Annotated in this window: 16 protein-coding genes; 1 reads left to right on the top strand and 15 read right to left on the bottom strand. The window is 51.9% G+C overall.

All coding sequences use genetic code 11. From position 1 onward, the window contains the following. Positions 1 to 891 (top strand): NAD-dependent epimerase/dehydratase family protein, encoded by an 891-nt coding sequence (locus ACMAY6_RS01850; RefSeq protein WP_435213958.1) that lies wholly within the window; start codon positions 1 to 3, stop codon positions 889 to 891. A gap of 401 nt (positions 892 to 1,292) precedes the next feature. Here ACMAY6_RS01850 and ACMAY6_RS01845 read toward each other — a convergent pair whose 3' ends face one another. The 15 genes from ACMAY6_RS01845 to ACMAY6_RS01775 form a co-directional block, all read right to left on the bottom strand. Next, complete coding sequence (locus ACMAY6_RS01845) at positions 1,293 to 2,486, bottom strand: glycosyltransferase family 4 protein (RefSeq protein WP_435213956.1); 1,194 nt, start codon at positions 2,484 to 2,486, stop codon at positions 1,293 to 1,295. 138 nt (positions 2,487 to 2,624) lie between these two features. Further along, entirely contained in the window at positions 2,625 to 3,140 is a 516-nt protein-coding gene (locus tag ACMAY6_RS01840) for a hypothetical protein (RefSeq protein WP_435213955.1), read from the bottom strand. 3 nt (positions 3,141 to 3,143) lie between these two features. Then, positions 3,144 to 4,463: a TolC family protein gene (locus tag ACMAY6_RS01835; RefSeq protein ID WP_435213953.1), complete on the bottom strand. Its 1,320-nt coding sequence runs from the start codon at positions 4,461 to 4,463 to the stop codon at positions 3,144 to 3,146. Positions 4,464 to 4,797: 334 nt separating this feature from the next. Further along, the gene (locus ACMAY6_RS01830; protein ID WP_435213951.1) at positions 4,798 to 6,168 is read right to left on the bottom strand and encodes an HlyD family type I secretion periplasmic adaptor subunit; all 1,371 of its coding nucleotides are present in this window, start codon (positions 6,166 to 6,168) and stop codon (positions 4,798 to 4,800) included. Further along, positions 6,158 to 7,924 (bottom strand): type I secretion system permease/ATPase, encoded by a 1,767-nt coding sequence (locus ACMAY6_RS01825; RefSeq protein WP_435213949.1) that lies wholly within the window; start codon positions 7,922 to 7,924, stop codon positions 6,158 to 6,160. Before ACMAY6_RS01825 ends, ACMAY6_RS01830 begins: the two co-directional genes overlap by 11 nt. Positions 7,925 to 8,237: 313 nt before the next feature. Then, entirely contained in the window at positions 8,238 to 10,118 is a 1,881-nt protein-coding gene (locus ACMAY6_RS01820) for a hypothetical protein (RefSeq protein WP_435213947.1), read from the bottom strand. A 32-nt stretch (positions 10,119 to 10,150) separates the two neighbouring features. After that, positions 10,151 to 10,282: a hypothetical protein gene (locus ACMAY6_RS01815; RefSeq protein ID WP_435213945.1), complete on the bottom strand. Its 132-nt coding sequence runs from the start codon at positions 10,280 to 10,282 to the stop codon at positions 10,151 to 10,153. Between the two features lie 164 nt (positions 10,283 to 10,446). Next, positions 10,447 to 14,247, bottom strand: coding sequence for a beta strand repeat-containing protein (locus ACMAY6_RS01810; RefSeq protein WP_435213944.1), 3,801 nt, complete (start codon positions 14,245 to 14,247; stop codon positions 10,447 to 10,449). A gap of 367 nt (positions 14,248 to 14,614) precedes the next feature. Further along, positions 14,615 to 18,604, bottom strand: a complete 3,990-nt coding sequence (locus tag ACMAY6_RS01805) for a glycosyltransferase (protein WP_435213943.1) — start codon at positions 18,602 to 18,604, stop codon at positions 14,615 to 14,617. Next, positions 18,605 to 20,185 (bottom strand): hypothetical protein, encoded by a 1,581-nt coding sequence (locus tag ACMAY6_RS01800; protein ID WP_435213942.1) that lies wholly within the window; start codon positions 20,183 to 20,185, stop codon positions 18,605 to 18,607. 54 nt (positions 20,186 to 20,239) lie between these two features. Further along, the gene (locus ACMAY6_RS01795) at positions 20,240 to 21,514 is read right to left on the bottom strand and encodes an ABC transporter ATP-binding protein (protein ID WP_435213940.1); all 1,275 of its coding nucleotides are present in this window, start codon (positions 21,512 to 21,514) and stop codon (positions 20,240 to 20,242) included. Next, positions 21,483 to 22,310 (bottom strand): ABC transporter permease, encoded by an 828-nt coding sequence (locus ACMAY6_RS01790; RefSeq protein ID WP_435213939.1) that lies wholly within the window; start codon positions 22,308 to 22,310, stop codon positions 21,483 to 21,485. The genes ACMAY6_RS01795 and ACMAY6_RS01790 overlap by 32 nt, the downstream gene beginning before the upstream one ends. 207 nt (positions 22,311 to 22,517) lie before the next feature. Beyond that, on the bottom strand, positions 22,518 to 23,273 hold the full coding sequence (locus tag ACMAY6_RS01785) for a class I SAM-dependent methyltransferase (protein WP_435213937.1): 756 nt from the start codon (positions 23,271 to 23,273) through the stop codon (positions 22,518 to 22,520). 19 nt (positions 23,274 to 23,292) lie between these two features. Beyond that, the gene (locus ACMAY6_RS01780) at positions 23,293 to 24,249 is read right to left on the bottom strand and encodes a glycosylase (protein WP_435213935.1); all 957 of its coding nucleotides are present in this window, start codon (positions 24,247 to 24,249) and stop codon (positions 23,293 to 23,295) included. Beyond that, positions 24,246 to 25,238 carry a glycosylase gene (locus tag ACMAY6_RS01775; RefSeq protein ID WP_435213933.1) on the bottom strand — a complete coding sequence of 331 codons (993 nt, stop codon included), beginning with the start codon at positions 25,236 to 25,238 and terminating at the stop codon, positions 24,246 to 24,248. Before ACMAY6_RS01775 ends, ACMAY6_RS01780 begins: the two co-directional genes overlap by 4 nt.

Below are 25,238 nucleotides of genomic sequence, written 5' to 3'. Positions count from 1 at the left end.
ATGACACGCCGTGTGCTCATTACGGGCAGTGAGGGCTTTACCGGACGCTATGTGGCTGCGGCCTTGCAAGACAAAGGTTGGCAAGTCATTCGTACCGGCATCAAAGCACAGCCCGGTTGTGAAGATTATATTTGCGCCGATTTATGCAGCCCCGACGACGTTGCCAAGCTGGTCCGTGACGCGCGCGCAGACGCTGTCATTCATTTAGCTGCCGTTGCTTTTGTTGCTCATGGTGATCCCAGTGCCTTTTACGCTATTAACGTAGTGGCCACGCGCCACTTACTCGCCGCGCTGGCAGATAGTCAACACAAACCCACTTCAATCGTGCTCGCCAGCAGCGCCAATATTTACGGCAATCAAACGGCTGGTATTTTGAGTGAAACTACAACGCCTAATCCCGCCAATGACTACGCTGTGAGTAAACTGGCTATGGAATATATGGCGAAGCTGTGGATGGACCGTTTACCGATTACCATTACACGGCCGTTTAACTACACGGGAGTGGGTCAAAATCGGTTTTTTCTAGTGCCGAAAATCGTCCAGCACTGCCGGGAAAAACAAGCCACGATTGAACTGGGCAACCTAGATGTGGGCCGAGATTTCTCTGATGTGCGTGATGTCGCAGCGGTTTACGCGACCCTTGCCGAGCACCCTATGGCTGGGGAGGTTCTCAATATTTGTTCGGGGCACTGTCACCAACTCAATGAGGTGGTCGCTATGGCACAAAGCATTAGCCAACATACCTTGCAGGTGCAGGTAGACCCGCGTCTGGTGCGGGACAATGAAGTCAGAGAGCTACGGGGCGATAACACCAAGCTTGCACAGCTCATGGGTGATCAACCGCGCCACGATTTGTCCTCGACATTGCAGTGGATGCTGAGTGATCGGTAAGCTCCCTTGCCTGCTTAATTTTTTGTGACTCGTATAGCCCAAGCGCCCCGCCTACCCTTTGAGTTTGGAGAGCAGCTGGATGGTTGGGATTTAAGCCGTTTGTGCCCGTAGGCTTCGGGCTTCGGGCTTGGGGCTTTGGGCTTTGGGCTTTGGGCTTTGGACTTTGGACTTAGGACTTAGGACTTTTGGGCTTTTGGGCTTTTGGGCTTTTGGGCTTTTGGGCTTTTGGGCTTTTGGGCTTTTGGGCTTTTAGGCATTGGATTAATAGGCCACTGAGTTATTAACATCCCAATGTAAGCACCCGTTACGTTACCGTTATTAAGAGCGTAAGCACTACCAAAGAGCCTCACTGGCCTGCGGGGTTGGACTCAGGATAATTGCCGCTGAGACCTGACTCGCTTCTAATTCGGTTGCAGCTGTTGGTACACCGCCTGAGTTTTTTGGGCCGTGCGATCCCACGTCAGCTCAGCTGCCGATGTGTTTGCGAGGCTTATTGTCACCGGCGGATTCACTGCGGTGTGGGAGATGGCGGCGGCAATTTCCTGAACGTCGAGTGGATTCACCAAGGTGTCTGCTGCACAGCTATACTCAGCCATGGCAGACCCTGCGGAGGTAATAGTGGGCGTGCCCGAGCGCTGTGCCTCCAGTGCTGGAAGACCAAAGCCCTCGTAAATTGAGGGAAACAACAAAGCTCGTGTCGATGCATACAAATCAGCCAGACCCTGCTGCGTGACGGGGCCCAAGTAGCGCCCCCAACCCCGTTGCGTGAGATCTTCAATGGCCTCAAGCTCACGGCTATTTTTCCAGCCGGGGCCACCCGCTAATATCAGCGGCCAGCTAAAACCGTCCTTTTGACGTGCGCTGATGTAAGCCTCAATGATTCGAACAATATTTTTTCGGGGCTCTAATGACCCCACAAAAAGAAAGAATTGCCGGTACTGAAGCCCATACTCAGACAGACTCAAACACTGCGCCGCACCTCTGGCGCGAAACACATCGCTAACCCCTAGGTGAATTGCGGTAACGCTGTGACTGTCTAAGCCGTAAAAATCTTGCACCTCATTTTTGACAACTTGAGCATCGGTAATGATATGACTGGCCCGCTCTGCAGCGTGGCGCATGACCTTCTCCATAAATTTCACTCGGGCAACAGGGTGAAACTCGGGAAATCGAAGAATCGACAAATCGTGGAAGGTGCTTACCGAGGGCCCTTCAAAATCGGGCAATAAAAAATTGGGTGAATGGTAAATGTGGCTGTCGCGAAAACGGCGCAGTCGTACTCGCCCCAAGCGCGGCATGATTTGCGCATAAGCTCGTACCGCCAAGCGGTTATTGGCAAGCATTGCCCGCGCCTGTTGCCACCCGGTAGGGGCCGACGTGAGGCGGCTGGCAGTGGGCACCTGCAGAGCATTGAGGTGTTGCTCGGTTGCCAAAAATCGTCCGTCGGCGTAAAGCTTTAGGTCGGACACTAAGTTGCGATTGTGCAGCGCCAGCAAAAGATGTCGGGTGTAGTGGCCGATACCTGTCGCTGGGTTAAGCAGTGGATCTGCACCCAAAATGAGGCGGGTCGGCTTTGTGATGTCCGTTGAGGTCACAACACGCCTCGATCGCTGGTCTTAATAAACATCGCTCCCTCCAGCTGATTATCGTTTTCGGGCCTACCGCCGGGAAATTATTTAATCACGGCTTTATCGCGGATGTTAGTCACTCCACCGTACTTTCGCCGATAGCCATTAATGCAAAGTAACTGAGCCGCCCCCCTGGGAGGATACCAAAATTTTATCGGCGTCCTGCCAGATGGTCATCGGCCACTCAGCTACCTGATACAAGTTTTTCAGGCCGCTCAACCAGAGCGCCATTTTGGCCGCAGGGATGGCAAATCGAACCTCGTCGAGTCCTCCCCGTAACGTCAACACAATTGCATCAGTGCCCTGACTAATATCTGCTGCGCCCACCAAAAACGACGGCGTGCCGTGAGCCGACACCACGGGCTCTTCACCACCCGAGGCTCCTGACTGGCTAGATTGTTGCAGTGATGGAGCGTTTGCTACGGCAGATGTTGCAATGGACTCATAGCGGGTGAGGAGGTGCGGTACAACACGCCCCAATAACCGAAGGCTCAGCCAAGCAACAACGAATACCCCTTCCTGAGTGAGCCCCGTCAACTTCATGCGGTCTTCATCGGGGGAGTAGTCTAGCGTTACTCGCTTTAGCAACGTGACCTTTGGCTCAGCACTGTCGGCCACCATGAGTTATTGCTCCTCGGTCGCCTGTACCGAGGGTGGTGCTGATACGCCACGATGCAAGGCGTTGGAGAGTCTTGGGGCCAGCACCATAGGGTCAACACCCGTGGCTAACTCCAACTCGAGCCATCCCATAGCGCGCTGAAATCGCGCCGCACTTAAATCGCGCTCGGCGCGAGTATTTTGCGCCATGGCTAAAAGCACATCGGTGACTCGCGCGGTACCGGCCTTCACGGCTTTACGCGACGCGTCGACATTGGTCTTGGACGTTTTCACAGCCTGTCTGGCGGCATTGACGCGCTCTGAGGCAGCCTGAAGTTGCACCCAAGCAGACCGTGCGCGGGTTTCGCCCGCTCGCTTGGCTGCCTCAACCTGCTGCTGCGCTGTGTAGAACTCGGCCCAGGCCCCACGAAGTCGAGCAGATCCTGAACCGCCTTCAAATAACGGATAATTCACCGAAATTTGAATGCTATCTGACGTGCGTGGGGGCGAGGTGAGGTTATCAAAACCGACATCAGAATATTGACTGCTAACGATCAAATCAACATTGGGCACCCAACTGCCCTTCTCTCTGGCAATGCTTTTACGTGCCGCTAAAACTCCTTCCTCAGCGGCAGCCACTTCCGGCGACGACTCGAAGGCCATAATGGCAGCATCTGCTGCGCTGCCAGCAGTGCTGTCCAAGCTAACCTGTTCGGCAATAGCCATGGGTTCTATGTCGCGGGTGCCGACTAGTGCGATTAAGCTCTCACGAGCAATCGCAGCCTGCCCTCGAGCAGCAATCACGTCTGCGCGTAAAGTATCAGCACGCGTCTGTGTTTCTAACACTTGTGTTATGGGTAGTAACGACCGTTCATACAATGCGTTAGCTTCTTTAAGCTGCTGCTCCAGAGCTTCGAGCTCGGTCTCAAACTGTGCAAGATCGGCGTCGGACAGGAGCACGGCCAGATACGCGCCAGCCACCAAACCCAATAATTGCGATTCGGTGATTTTCAACTCCTGCTCGGATAATCCGACCAGCGCTTTTTGGCGGTCGTATTCCATCCAGCTAGACATATTGATGAGAGACTGGCTGGCCTGAAAGCCATAACGCTCACCCGGATAACGTTGATCAGGTATTAGTCCACCTCGGTATTCCACGCGGTTTTCCGACCATTGACCAAAAACGGATACCTGAGGCATTACGCGGCCTCTAGCCACATCTCTTTGACTCTTTGCACCGTCGACACGGTAGCGGGCTATGGCGAGCTCAGGGGCTGAGACTCGGGCTAAGCTGTAAGCTTGCTGCAGGGGCATGACAGATGTGGCTCGAACTAGTCCTGCCCCCATGACCAATATTACCAATAGAGCAAGAGTTAACGCTTGAGGATATTCTAGACCTATTTTTTGACGGAACATTGATTTCCCTTGGAAACATTTAGCCCACTAGTTTCTATAAAAGGGCAAACCTGATGCCACACGTTTCAATAGTTGCATATTTCTGTATTCGACTCACCTGCTCTACCGGTACATTGCACTGGACCCTAACTTTTGGAGAACCTTAAAATAGCGTAGGGGCTGTCAGTACATTTAAATACTTCGACTCGCCACAACGGGAGATGACATAGCTTTAATTAAACTTTTCTTGCCAGGCGCTCGTGATCACCAAGTCTCTCTGCCCACATTAACCCTCGATCAGTGACTTCTCAAACATCCGATGCAGAGGAGATGTTAGATAGCCCAATAGTGTGCGTTGCCCAGTTTTTATTAATACCTCAGCGGGCATACCGGGCACCAACCTGTACTCCCCTAATAGCTGCATATCCACCTCGAGGAGTCTTACCTTAGCCTCGAAATAAGGTTGACCTGTGATTTCGTCCAATAAGCTGTCTGCGGAGACCTTAACTAATTCCCCCGTAATGGAATAGGCGTCTTTAAATACTGAAAACCGTACCTCGGCCTCTTGCCCAATACGAATCCTATCGATATCTATCGGAGCCAATCTAGTGTCGATAAGTAATCTTTCATTATCAGGAACAATAGACATCAGAGAAGCGCCAGCCGCAATCACCGCCCCAACGTTATTGGGCTTCAGAGCCAAGACAAATCCACTGGCCGGGGCTTTCAAGACAGTACGCTCTACTCTATCGTTCAGGACTGCATAGCTCTGTTGAAGGTCATAAAGCTTTTCTTCAGCAAGAGTTAGCGAATCAATCACCTCCGTCTTGAATCGCTTCTCTAATTGAAGAATTTGCAATTTGATTTCATCAACTGCAACTTCGCCAGCAGAGATACGAGCTGTCAAGTCTGAGATTTCGCCCAGTGTTGAGGCGCGAGAACGATCAAGCTCACGGATGCGCTGCTTATCCACGTAGCCCTCGGCCAGCAAAAGTTTTAGCTCACCAGCCTCGTTATCAAGCGATTCAGCTATGGAACGCTTAGCTCTCAGCACAGCTTGCACCCCGTCGACTTGGCTAAGCGTTTGAGCTATTTGCTGCTCGAGAACTTCTTTTTCTCCCAACAAATCTGCGCGACGGGCGTCGAACAGCGCCCGTTCGTTGCCTACAGCAACGAGGACCCGCTCATCCTCTAGTTCGGTAAGCCACTCCGTAAAAGTGATGTACGGACTTGCATCGCGTTCACTAAGCAGGCGATCGACCAATGCCCGTTTGGCCCAGAGCCGACCGGCGGTGATACTAAGCTCCGCCTGAGTTTGTGTCGCGTCCATGCGAACAAGCGGCTGCCCTTTAGTCACATAATCACCATTGGCAACCATAATTTCAGCTACGATGCCGCCTTCTAGGTGCTGCACTAATTTACGATGGCCCTCTACTTCTACGACTCCTACTCCCTGCGCTGCGCTTTCGATGGGCGCCACTGCCGACCAAATACCAAAACCTCCAAACACCACCAATACCACTGTGTATCCGAACCAGCGGGCTTGTCTGTCAGAATCTAGAATATCGCGGTCATCGTCATCAAGGAGCACCTCAACATTCTGCCCCAAAAAAGTCGCACGGGCGGCCTGCAGAAAAGATCCTATTTTAGTGCGCATGCTGCTCCTCAACGGCAACAGCCTTGTCACTCTGCCGATCTAATGCCTCTTGCTTTGTCGCGATGACTTGCTTGGCTCGCGCGATGACATCTGCGGTTGGCCCTTGATCTGCAATCTTGCCTCCGACCATTACCAGCAAGCCATCCGCCAGTGGCAGAGCACCGTTCCGATGAGATACCAGTACTACCGTTGAACCAGCGGCCTTTAACATTTTAATTGCGCCGTTGAGTGCACGTTCACCTGATTCGTCTAGATTTGAATTCGGCTCATCCAATACAACCAACTTCGGTCGATTATACAGTGCCCTCGCGAGCGCAATTCGCTGCCGTTGTCCCGGTGATAACAAACCTTGCTGAGCGCTGATAACGGTGTCGTAACCTTGTGGCAATGCGAGAATCATCTCATGAACATCGGCATCTCGTGCGGCCTGAACAACGAGCTCTGGGTCCGCCTCAGTAAATCGTGCAATGTTTGAAGCGACCGAGCCATCGAAAAGCTCAATATCTTGAGGCAAATAACCAATCTGCGGGCCTAGTGTGTCTCTGTCATAAAGGGCAGCCTCAGCACCGTCGATTCGCATTTCACCTGCAGCGGTAGGCCAAAGGCCCAAAATAGTACGTACTAGTGTGCTTTTACCCGCTGCGCTAGACCCCATGACCATGGTGGTAGTCCCTGCACAGAGATGAAAACTGATACCCGTTAAGATAGCTCGCTGACCACCAGGCGGCACAACAGTCACGTTTTTTGCAAACAGATCGCCCTTGATTGGGGGAAGAGGCATTTGCTCCTCTATCGGCGGAAAAGTTTGGAGTAGATCGTTCAACCTACTGTATTGTAATTTGGCATCAACGAGTCCTTTCCAACCCCCTACTGCCTGCTGAATGGGTGCCAATGACCGCCCAAGTAACAATGCCGCTCCTATCATAACCCCGGGTGATATCTGCTGCTGCATCGCCAACACCGCGCCAGTGGTAATGGCCGCAGATTGCATAGCAGTGGTCAAAGACTTTATCGTTGCGGAGTAGCCCGCAGCCGTGGCGCTGTTTCGCTCCTGCTTTTCAAGCACATGATCTTGCCCAATCCGCCATTTTTCAGTCAGGGTGGATATCATACCCATCGCAGAAGCAACTTCAGCATTACGAAGGTTACGCGATGTTTGCCTGGAGATGCTGCTCGAGGCTTCATTGAGCTCCTTCAGACCTTCGGTTGTAGATTTTTGGTTTGCCAGTGCTAATGCGAACATAATGCCCATACAGATCAAAGCAACTACCGCCAGTGCAGGGTGGAATAAGACCATTACCAGCAGATAAACAGGCAGCCAAGGGAGGTCAAACAAAGATAAAACCGTTCCTCCAGCCAAAAATTGCCTCAGAGAGTTTAAGTCCGACAGGGGCTGAGACCCCATATTTTGCGTGTTGGCCCCGCCCGACTCAGCAAGAAAGCAAATATCGTAAATACGCGGGGCCATCACGTGATCCATACGGGTCGCAATGTAGATCAGCACTCTGGAACGAGACCACTCTAACAACGCCATAATGACGTAGAGGAATCCCGCAATTATGACCAGCGAAATCAACGTCGGGAAACTGCCCGTACCTACGGCCTTGTCAAACACATTGATCATGTAGAACATGGGGGTCAACATCAGCATGTTGGTGAAAAAACTGAATATGAACACAGCCGTAAAAGACCGCTTACACATGCGCAAAGCGTCTTCTATCGAGCGAACTTGAGCGCTAATTTGGGCGGACAACACTTTAAGGGGGTTTCCTGCGGATAAGCTTAAGATTTAGGTCAAGACGCCTCATATCGAGGGGACTTATCAGGATTCCTTGCAGTATACCCCATTGTTCTTGCAGGCCTCAAACACCAAGAATGCTACCTGACATAAGTATAAAGGCCCATACTCGATCGCACCGGTCATTGCGACAGTGATCGCCCACCCATACCTTATATCAATTTAAACGGGTCTTGGCGCACCTGCAGGCCCTAGTGGGGGCGATGTAATGAAAATGAGCTACCGTTTGAGCGCGCTGGTAAAAGTGAAAGCTAATATTTTGGCAGGATGGTTACAGCGCATTGTGAATCAGGTCAGTGTGCCGCAACTGCCTCTGCGTAGAAGATTTCAAACGGTCGTAATCCTTGTGCAAGTGGAACATCGTCTCGCCAAAAACATCGGGGGCCAAATTGGGACGGTCCGCAATAAGCCGCTGATACATCGTGGCGCGGCTCTGCCCTGCCATTGCAGTCGCTCGAGCAACAGGATCATTAGCAAGTCTGAGTGCCGTTCTAAAGTACTCTTCATCGCTGCGGCAGATCAACCACTCTGCTACTCCTGCCATTTTCAATACCAACGAATCGGTTTGTGAAGGTGGTTCTGCCCCAAAGTGCGCCACAGTGGGCAGACCCAACAAGCAAGTATCAACAGTGCTATTCGTATTACCGAAGGGAAACGCGGCCAAAGCGAAATCGCATTTACTGATTTCTTTCAGAAAGTGGGCATAATCGACATAGGGGACAACGGTCGCCGTTGGTAGGTGGGCTCTAATGGCCGCGTCGAGACCGTCCATAAACAAATGAAGTTCTCCGGGGAAAAACGAAAAACTAATTGGCACTTCCGACTCTGTTTCTAGCCGTTTACATAAGTGAAGTAGTCTCCAAGATAACTTCATCACTTTCGAGTTCACAGCGATTCTCACCTCCCGATCGCTGGGCGAAACCAGCTTTGGCAATTCCGTCGGTAAGTTTGGGTGAGATTCAAAATATACCTCAGAGGGACCTGTAATTATTTTTTCTGAGTGAATGGCTGTCAGGTCTCCCTCAAACTCTGGGGTATATGCAAAATCAATGGTTTCCATCATAGAAGTAGCCGGGTGGCCGTGACTCATGACTTGAATAGGTGCCAAACGAAGCAATGCCAACATCACAGTCCAATGACTCATCCCTAAAGATGGATAAAATATCATGTCAGGTTCCCGAGCCTGTATAAGTGCAGCAAGAGCAGCAATGGACGGCCTGGGTGACGAAAGGCGCACCACTTCATCAAATAGCTCCGCGGTCACGTCGTCTATCGTTACGTCATCAGCAATGGCTACCGTATCAAAATATCCTCTCAGGGACTGAATCATCGCAGCATAACAGCGATACATGGCGTGGTTCCGAGTAAACCGCTCCAAAACTATAATCATCTTTGGCCGTGACTTAACCTTGTGCACCACCTCAAGTGGCTTCACGCCGCCGGTTTTCATCCGGTTAATCAATAGGTGATTAAGCCATTTCTTTATTTGGTGTTTATCGGGCTCAGTTGCGTAGCTCGAATACATCCAGGCGTTAATTATTGTGGGAATCTCTGGGTCTGTAATCACTGCAGACTCAAGTAGTTGGCCGCTGGTAAGCAACCTAGCTCGATTTCTTTCCCCTTGCTCCGTCAGCACCGCGCGCTGATTTAGCCATCCTACAAAAAAGAAACGTAGCACGGATGCAGGCATTGCCAGGGCAATCGTCATAACTGGCTCTGCTAAGTCGTCCAACCCAGCAAAAGCAAACAGCACCGGCGCCCTGACATTACTGATCGTAATTTCGCCCGATGCACCCGTCTCTACCATCTGATCTATCAGGTGGGTCATGTTACGAAAGCCGCTGGCGGCAAAAATATAAGCAATTATCTGTTTTCGCTGCGTAATCTGTGGGAGCTCTGCGTTAGTGATGGTTGTTGTTGGTGCGGTAATGAAACGCGTCAGCGCAGCGGCGGCTCGCGTATACCAATGCTCTCTCGAAGTGGTAGGGACCGCCTTCTCAACGAATCCGCCCTTAGAGCAAGCGCGTTGAAGCCCATCTAATAATGTAATGGTCCAAGTCATCCCTTGTGTAGCATCGCCACTGGCAAGTAAACGCTCGTATTCGATTACGCATTGCTGGAAAGATTTCTCCAACGCTTTTTCTTTGTTCATGCAAACTTCCTTGGTACACGATAACAACATGCTCAACGGCTTGCGCGCACACGAGAGTCCTGTAGGCGCAGTCGCATAATCACGCGGTAGTAGGGTAACGTAGTGTTTTGGTTACTGATGACAGTGTTGGCGTCTTGCAGACGGCCGGCGGTGCTGTTCGTCACGCAACTCTCTTTAGGGTATGCGGTATTAACATTAAGCTAACCGCTGTGTTGACCTGCCGACTACCCCTGAATACGCCGATATAAAAAAAAACCCTCTGAATCAAGATTCAGAGGGTATCATTTCGGTCGAACGCATCAGCCTACAAGGCTGCTATCTAGTCCGATTATGCTGTGGCCAGATCGCCGGCAACGATATTTTCATCGATAACCGCTAGCAACTGAAGCTCGTCGGCCGTAATCTCATCATCAGCAGTTACCGATTTAAAGTAGTACATTACCGATGACCCATCCTGTGCGTTGAGCACAATGATTCGTTCATCGGCTACGACTTCATTTGTTATCGTACCCACTGCAGTGTTTATGTCAGCAACCGTTAGCAGATCTGCAGCCGTAGCTGTCGCAGCACCGGCAGCAATCAGCTGAGCTACGTCATCACCCGTGCCTGCATCGGCGAGATCGATGTTGCCGCCGTATGCTACCGCGTTTACCCCGGCTTGCGTGGCACCATCCATGGCTGCAGCCAAAAATTCAACGTTCATGTCCAACTTATCCGTACCAGAATCAAAGTTGGATATGACATCTGCACCGGCCGTGGAGATTGTAGTGGCATCAGCTGCACCCGACACTCCACCATCGACATATGCAACGTAAATGACGGTGTCTATGTCACCATCTGCACCCACATCAATGATATCAGCACCGTCATCACCAGTGATGATATCGGCTCCGTCACCAAGGGTTAAGGTGTCATTACCTTCCCCGGCATCCGTTGTATCGCCGAGCTCAGTGCCGATCACTGTGTCGTCCTTATCGGACAGTGTGTAGTTAATACCGAGTGTTACACCTGCCTGGAACTCAACGTTTGATGCATCGATCGTACTACCAGTCGTGGCGTTAGCTGCAACCACGAGCGTGCCACCGTCACCCATGAGCTTGAAGACGTTATCGCTTGCAAAAGTTTCTGCAGAAACGGTAGCGGTGCCAGCCCCCACTTCGATTTCCTCGATGTTTGCAAATGTCACGGTCTTGTCATAGCTAGTAGCATTGGCGAGATTTACTGTATCTGTATCGGCGCCTCCATCGAAACTAACGTTAGTGGCCGCGAGCAATGTGAGCGAGTCATCTCCAGCACCCGTTGAGATTGTGGCGTCATTGAAAGCAGTCACTAAGTCAATAGCGTCGACCCCAGCACCCGCCGTGATGGTGTAACCACCGGAAGCGTCGTCGACGTCGATCACGCTACCGCCGTCTCCAACATTAAATGTCGAACCTGTGTTGGCGCCTACGATATCGAGGCTGTCGTTGCCGTCCCCTGCGGTTACCGTAAACTTAACTGCAGCAACATTGAAATCAAGGTTGTCATTGCCGCTACCAGTGAACACGGAAGCCTGTGCTGCGCCCCTGTCGGCATCGAAGTTAGCCGTTATAGAACCGGTTGCGCCAGATGCGGAAAGTGTATAGGTGTCAACAGTTCCAAGGTTTACATCGGCAGAGCCCGAAACGACAACCGCATTAGCAGACACATCGTCCACCTGCACATCGTTGGTTGAGTCTCCAGTAGCATCGATCGAAACCGTAGATCCCACCAAAGCAGTACCGAGGTCAGATGCCCCGCCGCCGCCTATGGTCAGGACTACTGACCCTGTGCCCGCATTAATGCTATCAGCACCGACGGCCTCTGCATTCAGAGTCGTGCCCGCAGTGATCGTTACATTGCCGTTTGCAGTGGCTATTGCATCTGCGACTACTTTAGCACCCGCCGTAATGGAAACATCACCGCCTGTTGTTGTGAGCTCACCAGAGGCCACGTCATTGGCTGTGCCCACCAGGGTGATATCTACACCACCAGAGACCGCAGAACCATCAACATCATTGATAGTCAGCTTATTTCCAGCGGTTGCTGAAACCGAAGCGGTTTTGGCGTCAGTCAACACTACATCCGTTATCGTCACGTCATTAGCAGCGGTGACCGTTGCGGAAGCATCGTTCGCGTCAGCGCCAGTCGATAACGTAATAGCGCCAGTCGAAACGTCCCCCGTCGAGCTAGTTATAGACACCGACGCATTCGCGTCGTTGGATGTTGCCACGTAAGTCCCACCGGTGATGTTACCAGAGGCGGCTATAACCGCAGAAGCGCTACCATCAGTCGTAATGAGGGACACTGCAGTGTTGGCAATTTTGCCCGTCACGCCAGCGCTAAAGCTTGCGTTTCCTGCTCCCGTAGTAGAGACCTTTGTCAAAGTAATGTCGTTACCCGAAGTCAGTGAGATATCACTGTTGACATCGGCGTCCAAGTCCAAGGTATTAGTTTTGCTGTCATTTGTTGCAATCGTGACATCGTTGAACCCTACGGTGTTGACCGTTGCGGAGCCGTCCACGACGAGAGTGACTGTGTCCGTCCCGCTTGCGTCATTACCGGTCACTGTGTTGTCAGTGGCGGTCTTCAAGTTAATTGTATTACCGGCCGACACTATCAAGTCGCTATCGACAACAGAGGTAGTAATTGAACCGCTTAAAGTGCCCGCACCCGTAAGGTCTGTCGTATCAGCAACCGCCCCTTTGTCTTGCAAAATTATCGAGGTCTTGCCTGCCGTACTGGAATCCGTAAGGGTGAAGTCTTCCAAAACCACAGACTTCGCTGAAATAGTGACGTCCTGATCCCCTGTCACCGTGAAATCTGCCGCAACGTCACCAGTATGTGTGACTACCAATGCCTCCCCGGAACCTGAGACAGATATATTCTCAACAGATGTAGAGGTGAAGGCTAGTTTACCGCCCGCAGAAATCGTCACGCTGTCTTCATCAGCTTCGGCAGCGGTTACCGTGAGGGTCGCATCGTTGTTACCGAGGGCCACAGTTAAAGCATCGTTACCAGCTGCTGCGCTGGTGATCGCGAGCGTCGCCAAACTGGCGTCTCCAGTGATCGAATGCGCATCATTTGAGGCTGCCGCGATGGTTAAACCCGTCACAGTCGTAGTGGTAAGCGCCCCCACTTGCAGTGAGTCGAGGGACACCACCTGTTCACCCGCGATTGATGAGGATGTACCAGGGACAACCGTGGTCGCTGCTGTGGTTAAATTAATGGTGCTACCTGCACCTGTAGTAGTGCCACCACCGGTGATAGCGAAGCCAGCCCCAGTGACCGCCTCCAAGGTCACGTTGATGTTTTCAACGTTGGAAATCGTACCGAAAGCAAAACCACCATCACCTGTGATAGTGAGAGAGTCCGAATCCGTTGTACTCAGATCCTGAAACTTGTCTACGGCCGCGATTGTAGCGCCAGTGCCTGCAAGGCCAGTCACGATCTCATCACCGCCGGTCACTACTACGGTATCTGTGCCTGTAGTAAGCGCCTTGGTACTTCCAGTACCAGACGCGATTGCATCAGTGGCAGCTTTGGACACGGTTAAGCTTATCGGCCCTTGTACAGCGTCTACGGCGGTTTTTGCCTGCGCTCTGCCAACATCTTTGTCTGTAGAGAAATCACTGTCGGCAATTGTTTCAGCGTAGTAGGACGCGGCTTCCTGCTTATATCCCAACACTTCAGCGTCGGTGGTACCTGCACCCAAGATCAGCAGCACTACCATTTCAGCAGCAGTTACTGACCCATCCTGAAGCTGGTCTGACCAATACTTTACGTCTGCAGCAGACTGCGAGGTCTTTTCAAACAGATTTGCGTACATGCCGTTTACGACGGCGTCTGCCTGTGTCTTGGTGTAGGTAATGGTCGTGACACCATCTACGGTAGTTTTGGTCTGGTTAGCGCCCAAACCGCTGGTCCACTCACCGTTGGTGTCTATAGTAAAGTCGTTTGCGATTTTCTTTAGGGCAATATCGGGATCAGTGCCAGCTGCAACAGCGGCGTCGTACTCTGCGACCCAATATGCCAAGCCGGCAGGATCTGGTGCTCGGCCCAAAAGACCTATGTAAGCTTCTGTAATTTTAATCTCAGATGCAGTAGCCATCTATGTATAACTCCTAAGTCGTTGGGCCTGGGTTGGCCATTAAACACCGCGGGGCAGCGCTTCTATTTTGTGTTCGTGAGCGCGCACACCCTGTGCACCCGCTTAGCCTTTGGTTCTGTCACGTCTTTCCATAAGCCGTGAGGCGTAACATATAACAGGCTTTGCGGCTGTGCAACCCACAAACTGTGAAATATTTATGACTAAATAAGGGAATTAAAACACCCGATAAACGTCTTGCCGGCACTTTTTGCTCCCGAGATGCACGTGGTGATTGATCCATGACGCCCGTTTAGGATCTTCACCTTACCAACCTGACGTGACCGCCAACGGCTACCAACATCACCGACGCATATATAAGGCCGTTAAATCAGCAGCTTAACTGGCCTAGTAAACCCTCTATGTTATGCATAATACGCCGATGCGCATGTTCTTCCAACCAGGCCTGAGAAGGACGACGCAACCCATGGCAGGCCCCACCAGCAATAACGGCCGTGTTGCAGTCTTTGAGCGCCACATTGTGTTCGGCCGCCTCGGCTGCAGCACGGTGTTGCTCGGAATACATTACCCGGTTTTCGAGTGCTCGTATCCAAGGTACCAGGCCGTCGGCGAGCTCGCGGGGCGAGCAGCCCGGCAACAAATATGCCGCAGCCTGCACATCCTGAAATATGTTGAGGGGCGTTAAGGCCACCGGAGAACCGCTTGCCAAGGCCTGTCGCACCGCCGCACTGGACGACTCCCCGGTCTGCTGATAGGGAAACACGACAAGGTCGACTGCCGACAACCGCTCTAGGCACTGCTGGTCTGAATAAAAGCCAGTGTCAACAGTGACCACATTCTCTAGGTCCAGTTTTTTAATGCGCGCACGCACTCCCGCTATCGCCCGCTCCGATACCTCGCCCGGGTATTGCGCATTTAACATGAGCAATCGGCAGGCTAAGCCTTGTTGCTTTAATAGCGACATGGCCTCCACAAGCTCAGACAACCCTTTGTGGGGCAGAAAGAATCCAAAACTCGCAATCTCCAATATCGCACTCGAATCATCACCCATACCAACTGCACCTGAGTCATCCGAGGTCTGATGTCGAACCAAACGCCGATTGACCTCAGTCGCCGGTAGCGCACTTGCAGCGTCAACGCCGCTTGGCCGTTCACTCTGCTGGCTGGGAGTGTCAGAACCTACATCGCTGCTCATCTGCTTTGAACTGGCCGGCGTCAGTGCGTTCGCCCTGCGGTCTTGCGCAGGTGCCCAATCGAGAATGCCATGGGGGACAATTGCTGTATTGCTGATCAACCCGAGGCGCTTCAGATTATTTAAGTCGGCCACCCCATGAACTAGCACGCGGTCGCAAAGTGCCAGCGCCGGCACCAAAAGCCCTAACTGCCGATCCGGCACTTGAGGCGGATCCTCTGTCGCGTGCAGCACGACAACAACAACGCGCCCCTGTGCCTTTTGCTGCTCGATCAAAGCGGCCAGTGCTAAAAAGTTGAAAAATCCATAGTTAAACTGAATCACCACAGCAGTTGCTGCCAAGCCCTCGATACCGGCGGCCAGCCTTAAGAGGTCATCTGCCCCGTCGTCTCGCCAACACCGCAGGCAAACGCCTCGGCTTAAAGCCTCAGTCTCAACGGGCTCCTCTGCGTCGGGGCTTATGTCGGGGGCAAACACTCGCAGGGGCACGCTGCAATGTGCGAGCAAATTTTCGGAATAACGCGCAATACCGCAACGCGTCCCCCAAGTAGAGACCCAGGCCAAGCGTTGGACTGGTTGCTTGATGCGCGACTTATTGCGGTCCGCCTGCCAGCGCAATGCGGCATCTGATGCCCGCTTGGCCACCTTCTGCCAGGTGTACTTTTCCAGCAGTAATGCTTGCCCGGCCGCACACTTGGCTAAACGCACCTCAGGTAGGGCACACTTAACGGCGACTAGCTGCTCTACAAGACTTGCAACCCTCGGCTCTGCCCACACTGAATTGGGCAACGCAAAATGCGTGTACGCCCTTGCAAATTCAAAATCTACGCACCAAGCGGTCTCCTCGGAACAAAAATCCATTTGCCCGCCATAGGCCGTGGTGATCACAGGAATACCCATCAACATAGCTTCGGCTAGCGGTAGCCCAAAGCCCTCTCCGCGGCTGGGAGCAACCAGTGCGTCGCCGCTCTTCATCAACGCTTTTAACTGCTCTGGCGATAAATCTGCCTCCACAACAACAACGTGCGGGTAGTTAGCGTGTTTCGCACGGGCACTTGCTAACAACTCGTGAACCCGATTGTGGGGGTTGGGAAAGGTTTTAATGAGCAGTGACACATCATCATCATTGGTAAATGCCTGCCCGTAGGCCTCAATGAGACTATCGATACCCTTGCGTGGAAAACAGGAAGAGACATGAAGATAAACAAACTGCTTTAATGCCTCAGGCACTCGATAGGCGTCATCGGGCTGCACGCTTTGCCAGTGGTCTACCCCGTTTCCCGTGACCTCCACCGGCACCCGCACGCCATTGTTCAGGAGCGCCTTGCGCACAAAATTTGATGTCACCGTCATACCCGATAAATGGGCATTGAAATCTGCCACCCACTCCCGGGGTAACGCACTCTCTTCCCATGCCCAGCAATGCAACGCATTAACCCTGCCCTGCATGTTAGTGACGTTCGGGGGATACAAGTTGCGACTGAGCACCGCAGCGTGAGCAGGCGGAATCTCGGCGGCCTTACTCTGGAGCGCTGCAACCTCCGGATGCTGCTCTAGAAACTTGGCATCTGGCTCAAAATCGCCCGAGCCCTCTTTAGAGTGAAGCGCCACCTCAATGCCGCAAGACCCCAAACCGCGTGCAAACTCCCGGTTCACCAAGGCCAGCGAGTAACTCGAGTCGAAAGGTCCCTCAATACGCCATGGCGTATTGCTGGGGTACTCAGCGGATACAATGTTGAAAACCGTTCGCTCGTTGATCTCGAGAACTCGCGCAACATCGAGCAGTAACCCAGTGTCATCGGCGGTGTTTTTAAACTTTCCACTAGCTTCTGAATCTAGCTGAAGGCGTTCAGCGATGAGATCCAAAAAATTATCCAAGCGACTTTCATAGCCTTCCATCCAGTCCTGCCAGCTGCAGGGCAAGGTCTCCTCAGACAACGGCTGTGCACCCTCTTCTTGCATGGCTTGCCAACAAGCCAATGTTGCCGATGCGGTGCGAGGCCATGAAAATAGGCGGGAATGTTCAAGGCCATGCGTTACAAGGCGTTCTCGAAAATCCTTGTCTGTAAGCGCCCGCTGTAAATGCGCCTTGATATCATCCACATTAAAGGGATTAAATAACGCTTCATCGAGCCCAACCACTTCAGGCAGGCTCGAAGTATTAGCAGCAATGACGGCGACACCCTCCACCATGGCCTCAAGGGCTGGCAGGCCAAACCCTTCGTGCCAGGACGGAAACGCAAAGACCCGACAACCGCGGTACAACGCCCGTAACTGCGCATCGCTCACCTGACCCAATAAATGAAACTGCGCGGGGTGAGCAGACGGCTGCGCCAACGCCTTTAAGTGGGCAATGTCTCCCTCGGGCATGGAACCCGCCATGACCAGAGGATGCGCAACCTGAAGATTTGCGGGTAGTTGAGACCAAGCCTCTACTAAGCGGGGAAGATTTTTGCGGCGGTCCGAGCCACCCACGTACAAAACAAAACCCGGCTCAAGATTCAGCGCATTAAGATGCCCTGCGCCCTCTTCGTCTGAGTAGGTGTCCAGCGTGTGTTCCTGCATGGGACCCAGGGGTGCTTCAACAATATTGCTCAGCGGATACTTCAGGTTTTCGGCAGCTTCAGTGGCAGAAAAAGCAGAAATCGCGAGCAACCGCTGACTTTGCGTCATCTGGTCAAGCTGCTCTAGGTAGTAACTGCGAAAATGCGGATTATCGTCGAGGTACTCCTCGGGGTTTAGGAGCGGAATAAGATCGAAAAAAGTACTGGAGACAGGATAGCTCGCTGGCAACCGCCCAATACTGGTCACAACGTTGTCGACAAAACCCTCAAACAAGCTAAAAACGTGCACCACATCGGGTCGCAGCTCAGCGATGAAGTGCTCGCGAATCAATTCAGCAAGTTCCCTGCGCGTGTCGTTAGCCGGGTCGTATCCTGCAGTCGGGGCAGGCACTTCAAACACTATCGATCGGGCTTGCGGCAACAGTTGCGCAACCTCTGATAAGGCTTCATCGAGGACCCCGGCCAACCGCGCATTGAACAGTAAAATAAAATCGTGCTGTTCAGTGTAAGGCCTTAAAGCGTGAAGCACACAGCGCGTGTATCGGCCAATGCCTCTCTTACGGCTATCGCTCTGGAGACTCTGGCAATCTAGAACAATGCGCATTTAAGAGCCCTCTACATCCACACCCAAGCGCCCAGCCAATCCCTTATGAATCTCACGTGCTCTGTCATTTAACCCCGCCTGACTAATCTCAGGTGGTTTTTCGTGGGGGCCGTCTAGGGCTACTATGACCCGTGTATACACCGGCGGCACCAACCGGAGTAGGCGCCTTACAGCGCGACTCAAGCGGGGATATCGCGCTAAGTTTCTCGCGGCACCGCGAAGCAATTCCTCCCGTGCTAATCCCTGACCGGCTAAAGCCTGAGCAAGCTTGGTCAACCCGCGTAGCGGGGCCGTCAGGCGCCAGGACAAACTCGCCTGCAAGGCCGTGTACATACCTTTAAGCGCTTGTACTTCTTGGGCGCGGGCATTAGACAGCAAGGACAGTTGTTCGGCTTGTGCAGTCGCCTGCTCCAGTAAGGCATTGGACTGTCCGCGCTCGTCCGCAAGAACCTCAAGCGCTGCCTGAGTTAAAATTAATCGCTGCCCACCCTCTGCCAGTTCATCATTTTGTTGACGCAAGCTTTGCTGAGCCCTCGTGTGTTGCGCTTCCAAAGACTGGATCGATTCTGCCTTCTCGTTGACCAACTCTGCCCATGTATTACAAACAACCGATCGACTATTGATATGGCGTTTTGTCAGGTCGCGCTGACGAAGTAACTGCTCCGTCATATGTGGCGCTTCAATTGTGGCCCGCAGTGGGCGATGCAATTCACGCTCGGCGAGGACCGCTTCCAATTCACCATTTGTCCACTGTGACTGTGTTAGCAACGTATGCACGGCAGCTTCAATGGCCTCAAACTCAGCCCGCTCCTGCTCTGAGTAAGTGGCCAACGGACAATGCGCATCGCTAAAATCTAAACCGGCGATGCCGAGCTCCACCAAATCTGCTCTTATCTTTTCGGCGTCAGCGTCGCTGGCGGTGAGGCTGTCTATATTCACTCGATAATCGGCATGATCCAAACCCTCTTTAAGGGCCAGACACCACAGCATATAAAAGAGCGTATAGCTGTCGCAGAAATCCAAAGGCCGGGATCGATACCAATCGTGCAACTCTGAGTATCCATCATGCTGACCAGTAATCAGCTGCCTCTGCTCCGCCAGCTGCGCCAGCGCCTCAGGTAAAGCCTGCGCATGTAAGATGATGCGATTTGCTACATCAAAATAGTCATCCAACTGATAAGACCACCATTGATCCCAGGGGTTGCGCCACAAAAATATATGCACCCCTCTTAAGTCACGTTTCAATGTACCAATACGGCCACTCGTGCGGCAGTCGCTGAATACGGGCTGTAAACCCGAGTCAGACAGCAATGACCGATAAAACGGGACGCCTGCCAACTGGCTATCTTGAGAAAAATAGCCGTGGTAAACCATGTCAGGGGTAATCGCGTCCTTCCAGAGATTCCAGCTTTCTTTCAGCTCCTGAAAATAAGGACGATTTTGATTTGGATGCCTCAATCGATCCGACTCTGGCTGTTCGGGCATTAGCCGCTCAGAATCTTCGGCCGCCCAGGCCACCCGCTCGTGGAGGGGCTCGTAATAACACCGGTATCCCTGTGCTCTTCGAAACACAGAAAACACGTAGGTGCTCCCCGCTCGGAACATGGAATGGATAAAAACTGGACTCTGCACGACTCAGTTACTCAAGGGCAGTGCAACCCACTGCGCATTGAGGTCAGCAGGTCCGACAGCAGCAGAGCTGCTGTCGCCAGCAACAATACGAAGCACAGCAGCATCGACCCGACGGCTCATAAAAACCGAGCCATCAACGCTGTCCCTACGCAAACCCGCATTCAAAAAATAGTTGCCGGGCGCAAGGTGCGTCGTGAACTGAAAGCGTATTAAGAGCGGTTGATTGTCGGTACAGGACTCTATCTCCTCACGCAGGGTCGATGTATCAGTGCCAAATACTGCCGTGCCCTCAGTGGTTTTAAGCATCATTGCGTAAACGGGCTTCTCGATATTTTCATGAAAACGAACACGATAACACCAGAATAAGGTATCCCCAGCAGCGGCCACATTAACCCGGCTGCCGAGCGCATCCTCAAGCCAGCAGGCTTCAATGTCGGCCTCGCCGTTACCGTAACGTTGCTCGCAGTCTGACACGAGCGTTTGATCGAAATGTGCGCTGGCAATAACGGCATCCTGAGGCCCTGCAAGTTCAGGGGTTTCGACAGCCTTGTCACCTCCGAAAACCTGACGTTCATAATCGTCGCAAACTTTTCGCGGCGATCCTTCGCTGGCAATTCGACCGTCGTGGATAAAAACAGCCCTATCGCACAATCGCTTTACTGCCTCGGAATCGTGGCTGACAAAAAGCAGGGTTGTACCGAGTTCCTGATAGGCTTCAATACGCTGAAAACATTTACGTTGAAAGGCTGCATCGCCCACCGACAGGGCCTCATCAATAATCAGAACATCGGGTCGAACGGCGGTTGCAACAGAGAATGCCAGCCGCATTTGCATACCGCTGGAATAGGTGCGCACAGGCTGGTCCATGAAATCACCAATACCCGCAAAGGACTCAATTTCAGGCAAGGCAGCATCAATTTCAGCCAGATCCAAACCCAACATTTGTCCTGACATCCGCGCATTTTGGCGTCCGGTGAACTCTCCGTGAAACCCCAACCCCAATTCGAGCAATGCTGCGACGCGGCCATTCACCCTTACAGCCCCTTTGGTAGCCTCAGTAGTGCCTGTAATAATCTTGAGTAATGTACTTTTACCTGCGCCATTGACGCCCAGTATTCCGACAGCCGAACCTCGGGGAATCTCAAAACTAATGTCACGCAGCACCCAGATTAGCTCGTGAGTCTGCCCACCAAAAAGCCATTCTCTAGCCCGCGCCCACGGTGAGGGGTAGCGACGAAACGCCTTACTAATACCTTCTACATGCAGGCTGACCGTCATCAGAGTTCGTCCACCATCTCTCCGGCTCGCCGAAGAAAAACAAAAGCCCAACCGTTAACAGGCCCACTGTCAGCAGAGCTAATGGCAATAAGCTCGCAAAGTCGGGCCACTGCTGGTCCAAAAAAATACGCTGATAAGCCATAATCAGTGGCTTAATCGGGTTAAGGGCCAGTATTCCCTGAAAACGCTCGGGTACAATATCTGCTGGGTAAACAATGGGCGTGAGCCAAAACCAAAACTGCAGCAGCACACCAACAAACTGCGCCACATCTCTAAAAAAGACGTTAACGGTGCCCAACAAAATACCCAGCCCCAGAGCAAATAATATCTGCAGGACAATTAGGGGAATTAGCGCAAAAATGGCCATGCCGGGTAGGTGATCGACCCACCACAAAAACCCCAAATACAAACTCAAAATAATGCCAAAGTTCACCATCGCGGTGCCGGTCACGATGGCCGGAAGGCAAATTCTTGGGAAGGCAGTTTTCTTGATAAGCGTCGAATTATCGAGAAATACAGTCGAAAGCCGTGTCAGCATTTCTGTAAACAGCGCCCAAGTGATGACACCCGCACACAGGTATATGCTAAATGCGTAAGGCACGGCATCATGACCGGGTAAGCGCGCCCCCATAAGCTGCCCAAAAATCACCGTGTAGATCACCACCAATGCAAGTGGTTGTGCAACGGTCCAAAACGCACCAAATAAGGAAGCTCGATAACGGCTCTGAATTTCACGTTGCACGCTGGAGGCAATAAATTGTCGGTAGCCCCAAAGGGCTTTGATCATTAGCGGCATAACCCAACTACTTTATTAGGCGATATCAAATAAGCGCGTAAGGCTACTATGCTTTGACAAAAGTTCGTAGTGACTTTACACACTGAGCAAGCTCACTCGAGTCGCCCTAGAACAAATGTTGTTTACGTATTCATTTGAAAAAAACGTGTCTTAGATGGTTAAAACCACCTGTCGCTACACCAACTGCTTAGGCAGCTCAGGTATTTTCTAAGTGCTGCCGCGCTCACACACCAAAAAAATACTGGAACATAAATCGGGGTATTGCTGGCCCAGCGCATAACATCCCTCAAGATACTCGGGCGATACGATATCGGTCTGCAGGAGCCGATCCCACTGAAAGTTTGCAAGTGCTTTGAAGAAAATACCCGACCGGTGGATAACCTTTAGCCCTGCAGCTGTGGCATCCCTCTCGAGTGTGTCCAGCGAGTATGTACAGCGGTGCCCGTGTTCGGCCTCTGCAGGGGTAACCGCTGAGTTGTGAGAAATGAGGCCCATTTTTACAGCTATTTGACGCGAAGGTGCGTTAGCGTTGGGGCAAACAAGGAAGAGGCGCCCATCGTCTGAGAGCCACTCATCATTTACTCGACGCAAGATTTCTACTGGATCATCTAAATGCTCGAGGACGTGGGTCATGACAATATTGGGATACACAGCATCCAGCTGGATGTGCTCAAACATATCGTTGAGCACCTCCACGCGATCACCCAACCGAGTACGTGCTTCATCCGCAGCTTCGCGCGAGGCCTCAACGCAGGTTATGCCCTTAAACAAAGGGAGGAAATTTTTTGTAAAATCACCTTTATGACTGCCGAGCTCAAGCAAGCTGCCGGACCTAAAAAAAGTCTCGAATGAACGAATCATAAAAGGGTGCATCACATCTAGGTCAAAACCGTAAACATATTTCTCATTAAATTTATTGGCTGAGTCCTCCTGTTCAGCATCGTAATTGCGGGTGCTTACCATTACTAATACTCCATAGGTTTCAGTTTTGGTCAAGACGGGCGAGACCGAAGCCGGCTCGACCAAATTCGTTGCCATTGTAGAGTAGATACACTTCTCCATCGCACGCGAATATATGAGGGTAACATTGCATGTCAGAATCCCAAGCTGTGTCCGTTGTGTTGAGACCTCCGCCGCTGTCGTCACGTTTCCAGTGCTTCAAATCATAAGATGTAGCATATCCAAGCTTATACCCTCTGCTGGGAACATTCCGAAAGCCATGCGCCTGTCTAAAACAAAAATACATGTGATAAACGTCATCGATTTTAATGACCGTTGGAAGCGCCTGACATTCACAGTCGCCCAGAACATCTTCTATAATTTGACGACTGTCTCGAACCCAAGTTAAACCATCCACAGAGAAGGCGTAAGCTATCTTATAGACTCGATCCGGCGGCTCAAATTCGCTGAATTTTTCCCATCTAGTGCCATAGATGTACCACATGTGGAAGATATCGTCGTGCTTCTGAACAAAGGCGTCTGCTACGAGAAACGGTTCATTTAGCGATGCCGTCATTACTGGCCCACTGCCAAAACGTTTGAACGTTCTGCCATTGTCAGTGCTTATCGCCAGACCTATAGAAGCATCAGCAGACACTGAGACTTTGCGATTCCAGCCGGTAGTGTAAGCCAGAATCTGCTCGCCATCGCGCACAACATTTATGGGGAAAACCCCATGCTCATCGAAGCACCCGAGGCCTCCTAGGGGCAAAACCGTATGTTTTGCAACGCAAAGTAGGTTTGCCATATCACGGGAAAAATCTGCGTAGGCTACGTGGCTGAGGTACTTTCCGGTTTCGTCACGCTGGCGTGTAGAGAAAAACACCCTTACTCGATCTGTCAACACCAAAGCTTGCGGTGATTGAGCATACTCTTGGCAGCCGTTAGCAAGACTATGTTCGGTGGGGTCGAATATTTTCCCCATTTTATGCCACTTCATTTCGCCGCCCAAACTGTCTCGTCTTGCAACACTGCCAACCCGAAGCCCTCAAGCCCCATACCGTTACCCTGGTACAGCATGTAAGTCTTACCCTTGAAAGCAAAGACGTGCGGATAACTGACCATACCTGAATCCCAACCTGATGCAGATAGTGTCAGTTGAGACCTGCCGTCATCTCGAATCCAAGTCTCCATATCGATTGACGATGCGTAGCCCATACGATAACCGCCGAAAGGACCTTTATAATCCCGTATATCTCGGAAAGAGAAGAACATATGGTAGATGCCATTACAGAAGGTGACGTCGGCACATGCTTGACACTCGTGCTCTCCAATGACGTCGGGAATTAAATCCTTTCCCAGCTTTTTCCAGTGAATCCCGTCATCGGAGACCGCCATTCGTATTTTATAGATCGGCTCTGTGGTGCCATCGAGCACCTTCCACTCTTTTCCCGCCACGTACCAAAGCTGCCACCCCCCGTTAAATCGCTTAATCCTTGGGCTACCTAGCAGAAAGGGCTCATCGGGTGTGAAACTAAGCACTGGCCCAGCTCCTAGTCTTTCAAAGGTTTCACCTCCATTTTTACTTATTGCCAGCCCAATAGCGGCGTTGAATGGAACAGACTCACATCTTGTCCAACCAGCGTAGTAGGCCCAAATTTCCTGATCATTTCTGATTACTGATACGGGATTTGTCCCAAACTCGTCAAAGCAGCCATAATCGCCCAACGCCAACAATGGCTGCTCACATACTTTGATAACTTCTGTGAGGTTGTCGTGACTCACATCAACATATGCCAGCCGGCTCACGTACAACCCAGTCACATCAAGCGGAGGACGGGAACAAAAAAAAATGCGAACGCCATTGTCTTTCACCAGAACCGATGGTGATTGGGCAAATTTGTCCATCCAACTTGCTGTTTTAAGATCCTGCGGGTCAAAAACCTTCCCACACTTGATCCATTTAAAGTATTCCTCGTCACGACCCAT

The sequence above is a fragment of the Luminiphilus sp. nBUS_16 genome (assembly GCF_051201645.1).
In the GTDB taxonomy this organism is placed as follows: Bacteria; Pseudomonadota; Gammaproteobacteria; order Pseudomonadales; family Halieaceae; genus Luminiphilus.
The sequence above is the reverse complement of the archived record's forward strand: the minus strand, read 5'-3'. Positions and strand labels throughout refer to the sequence as shown.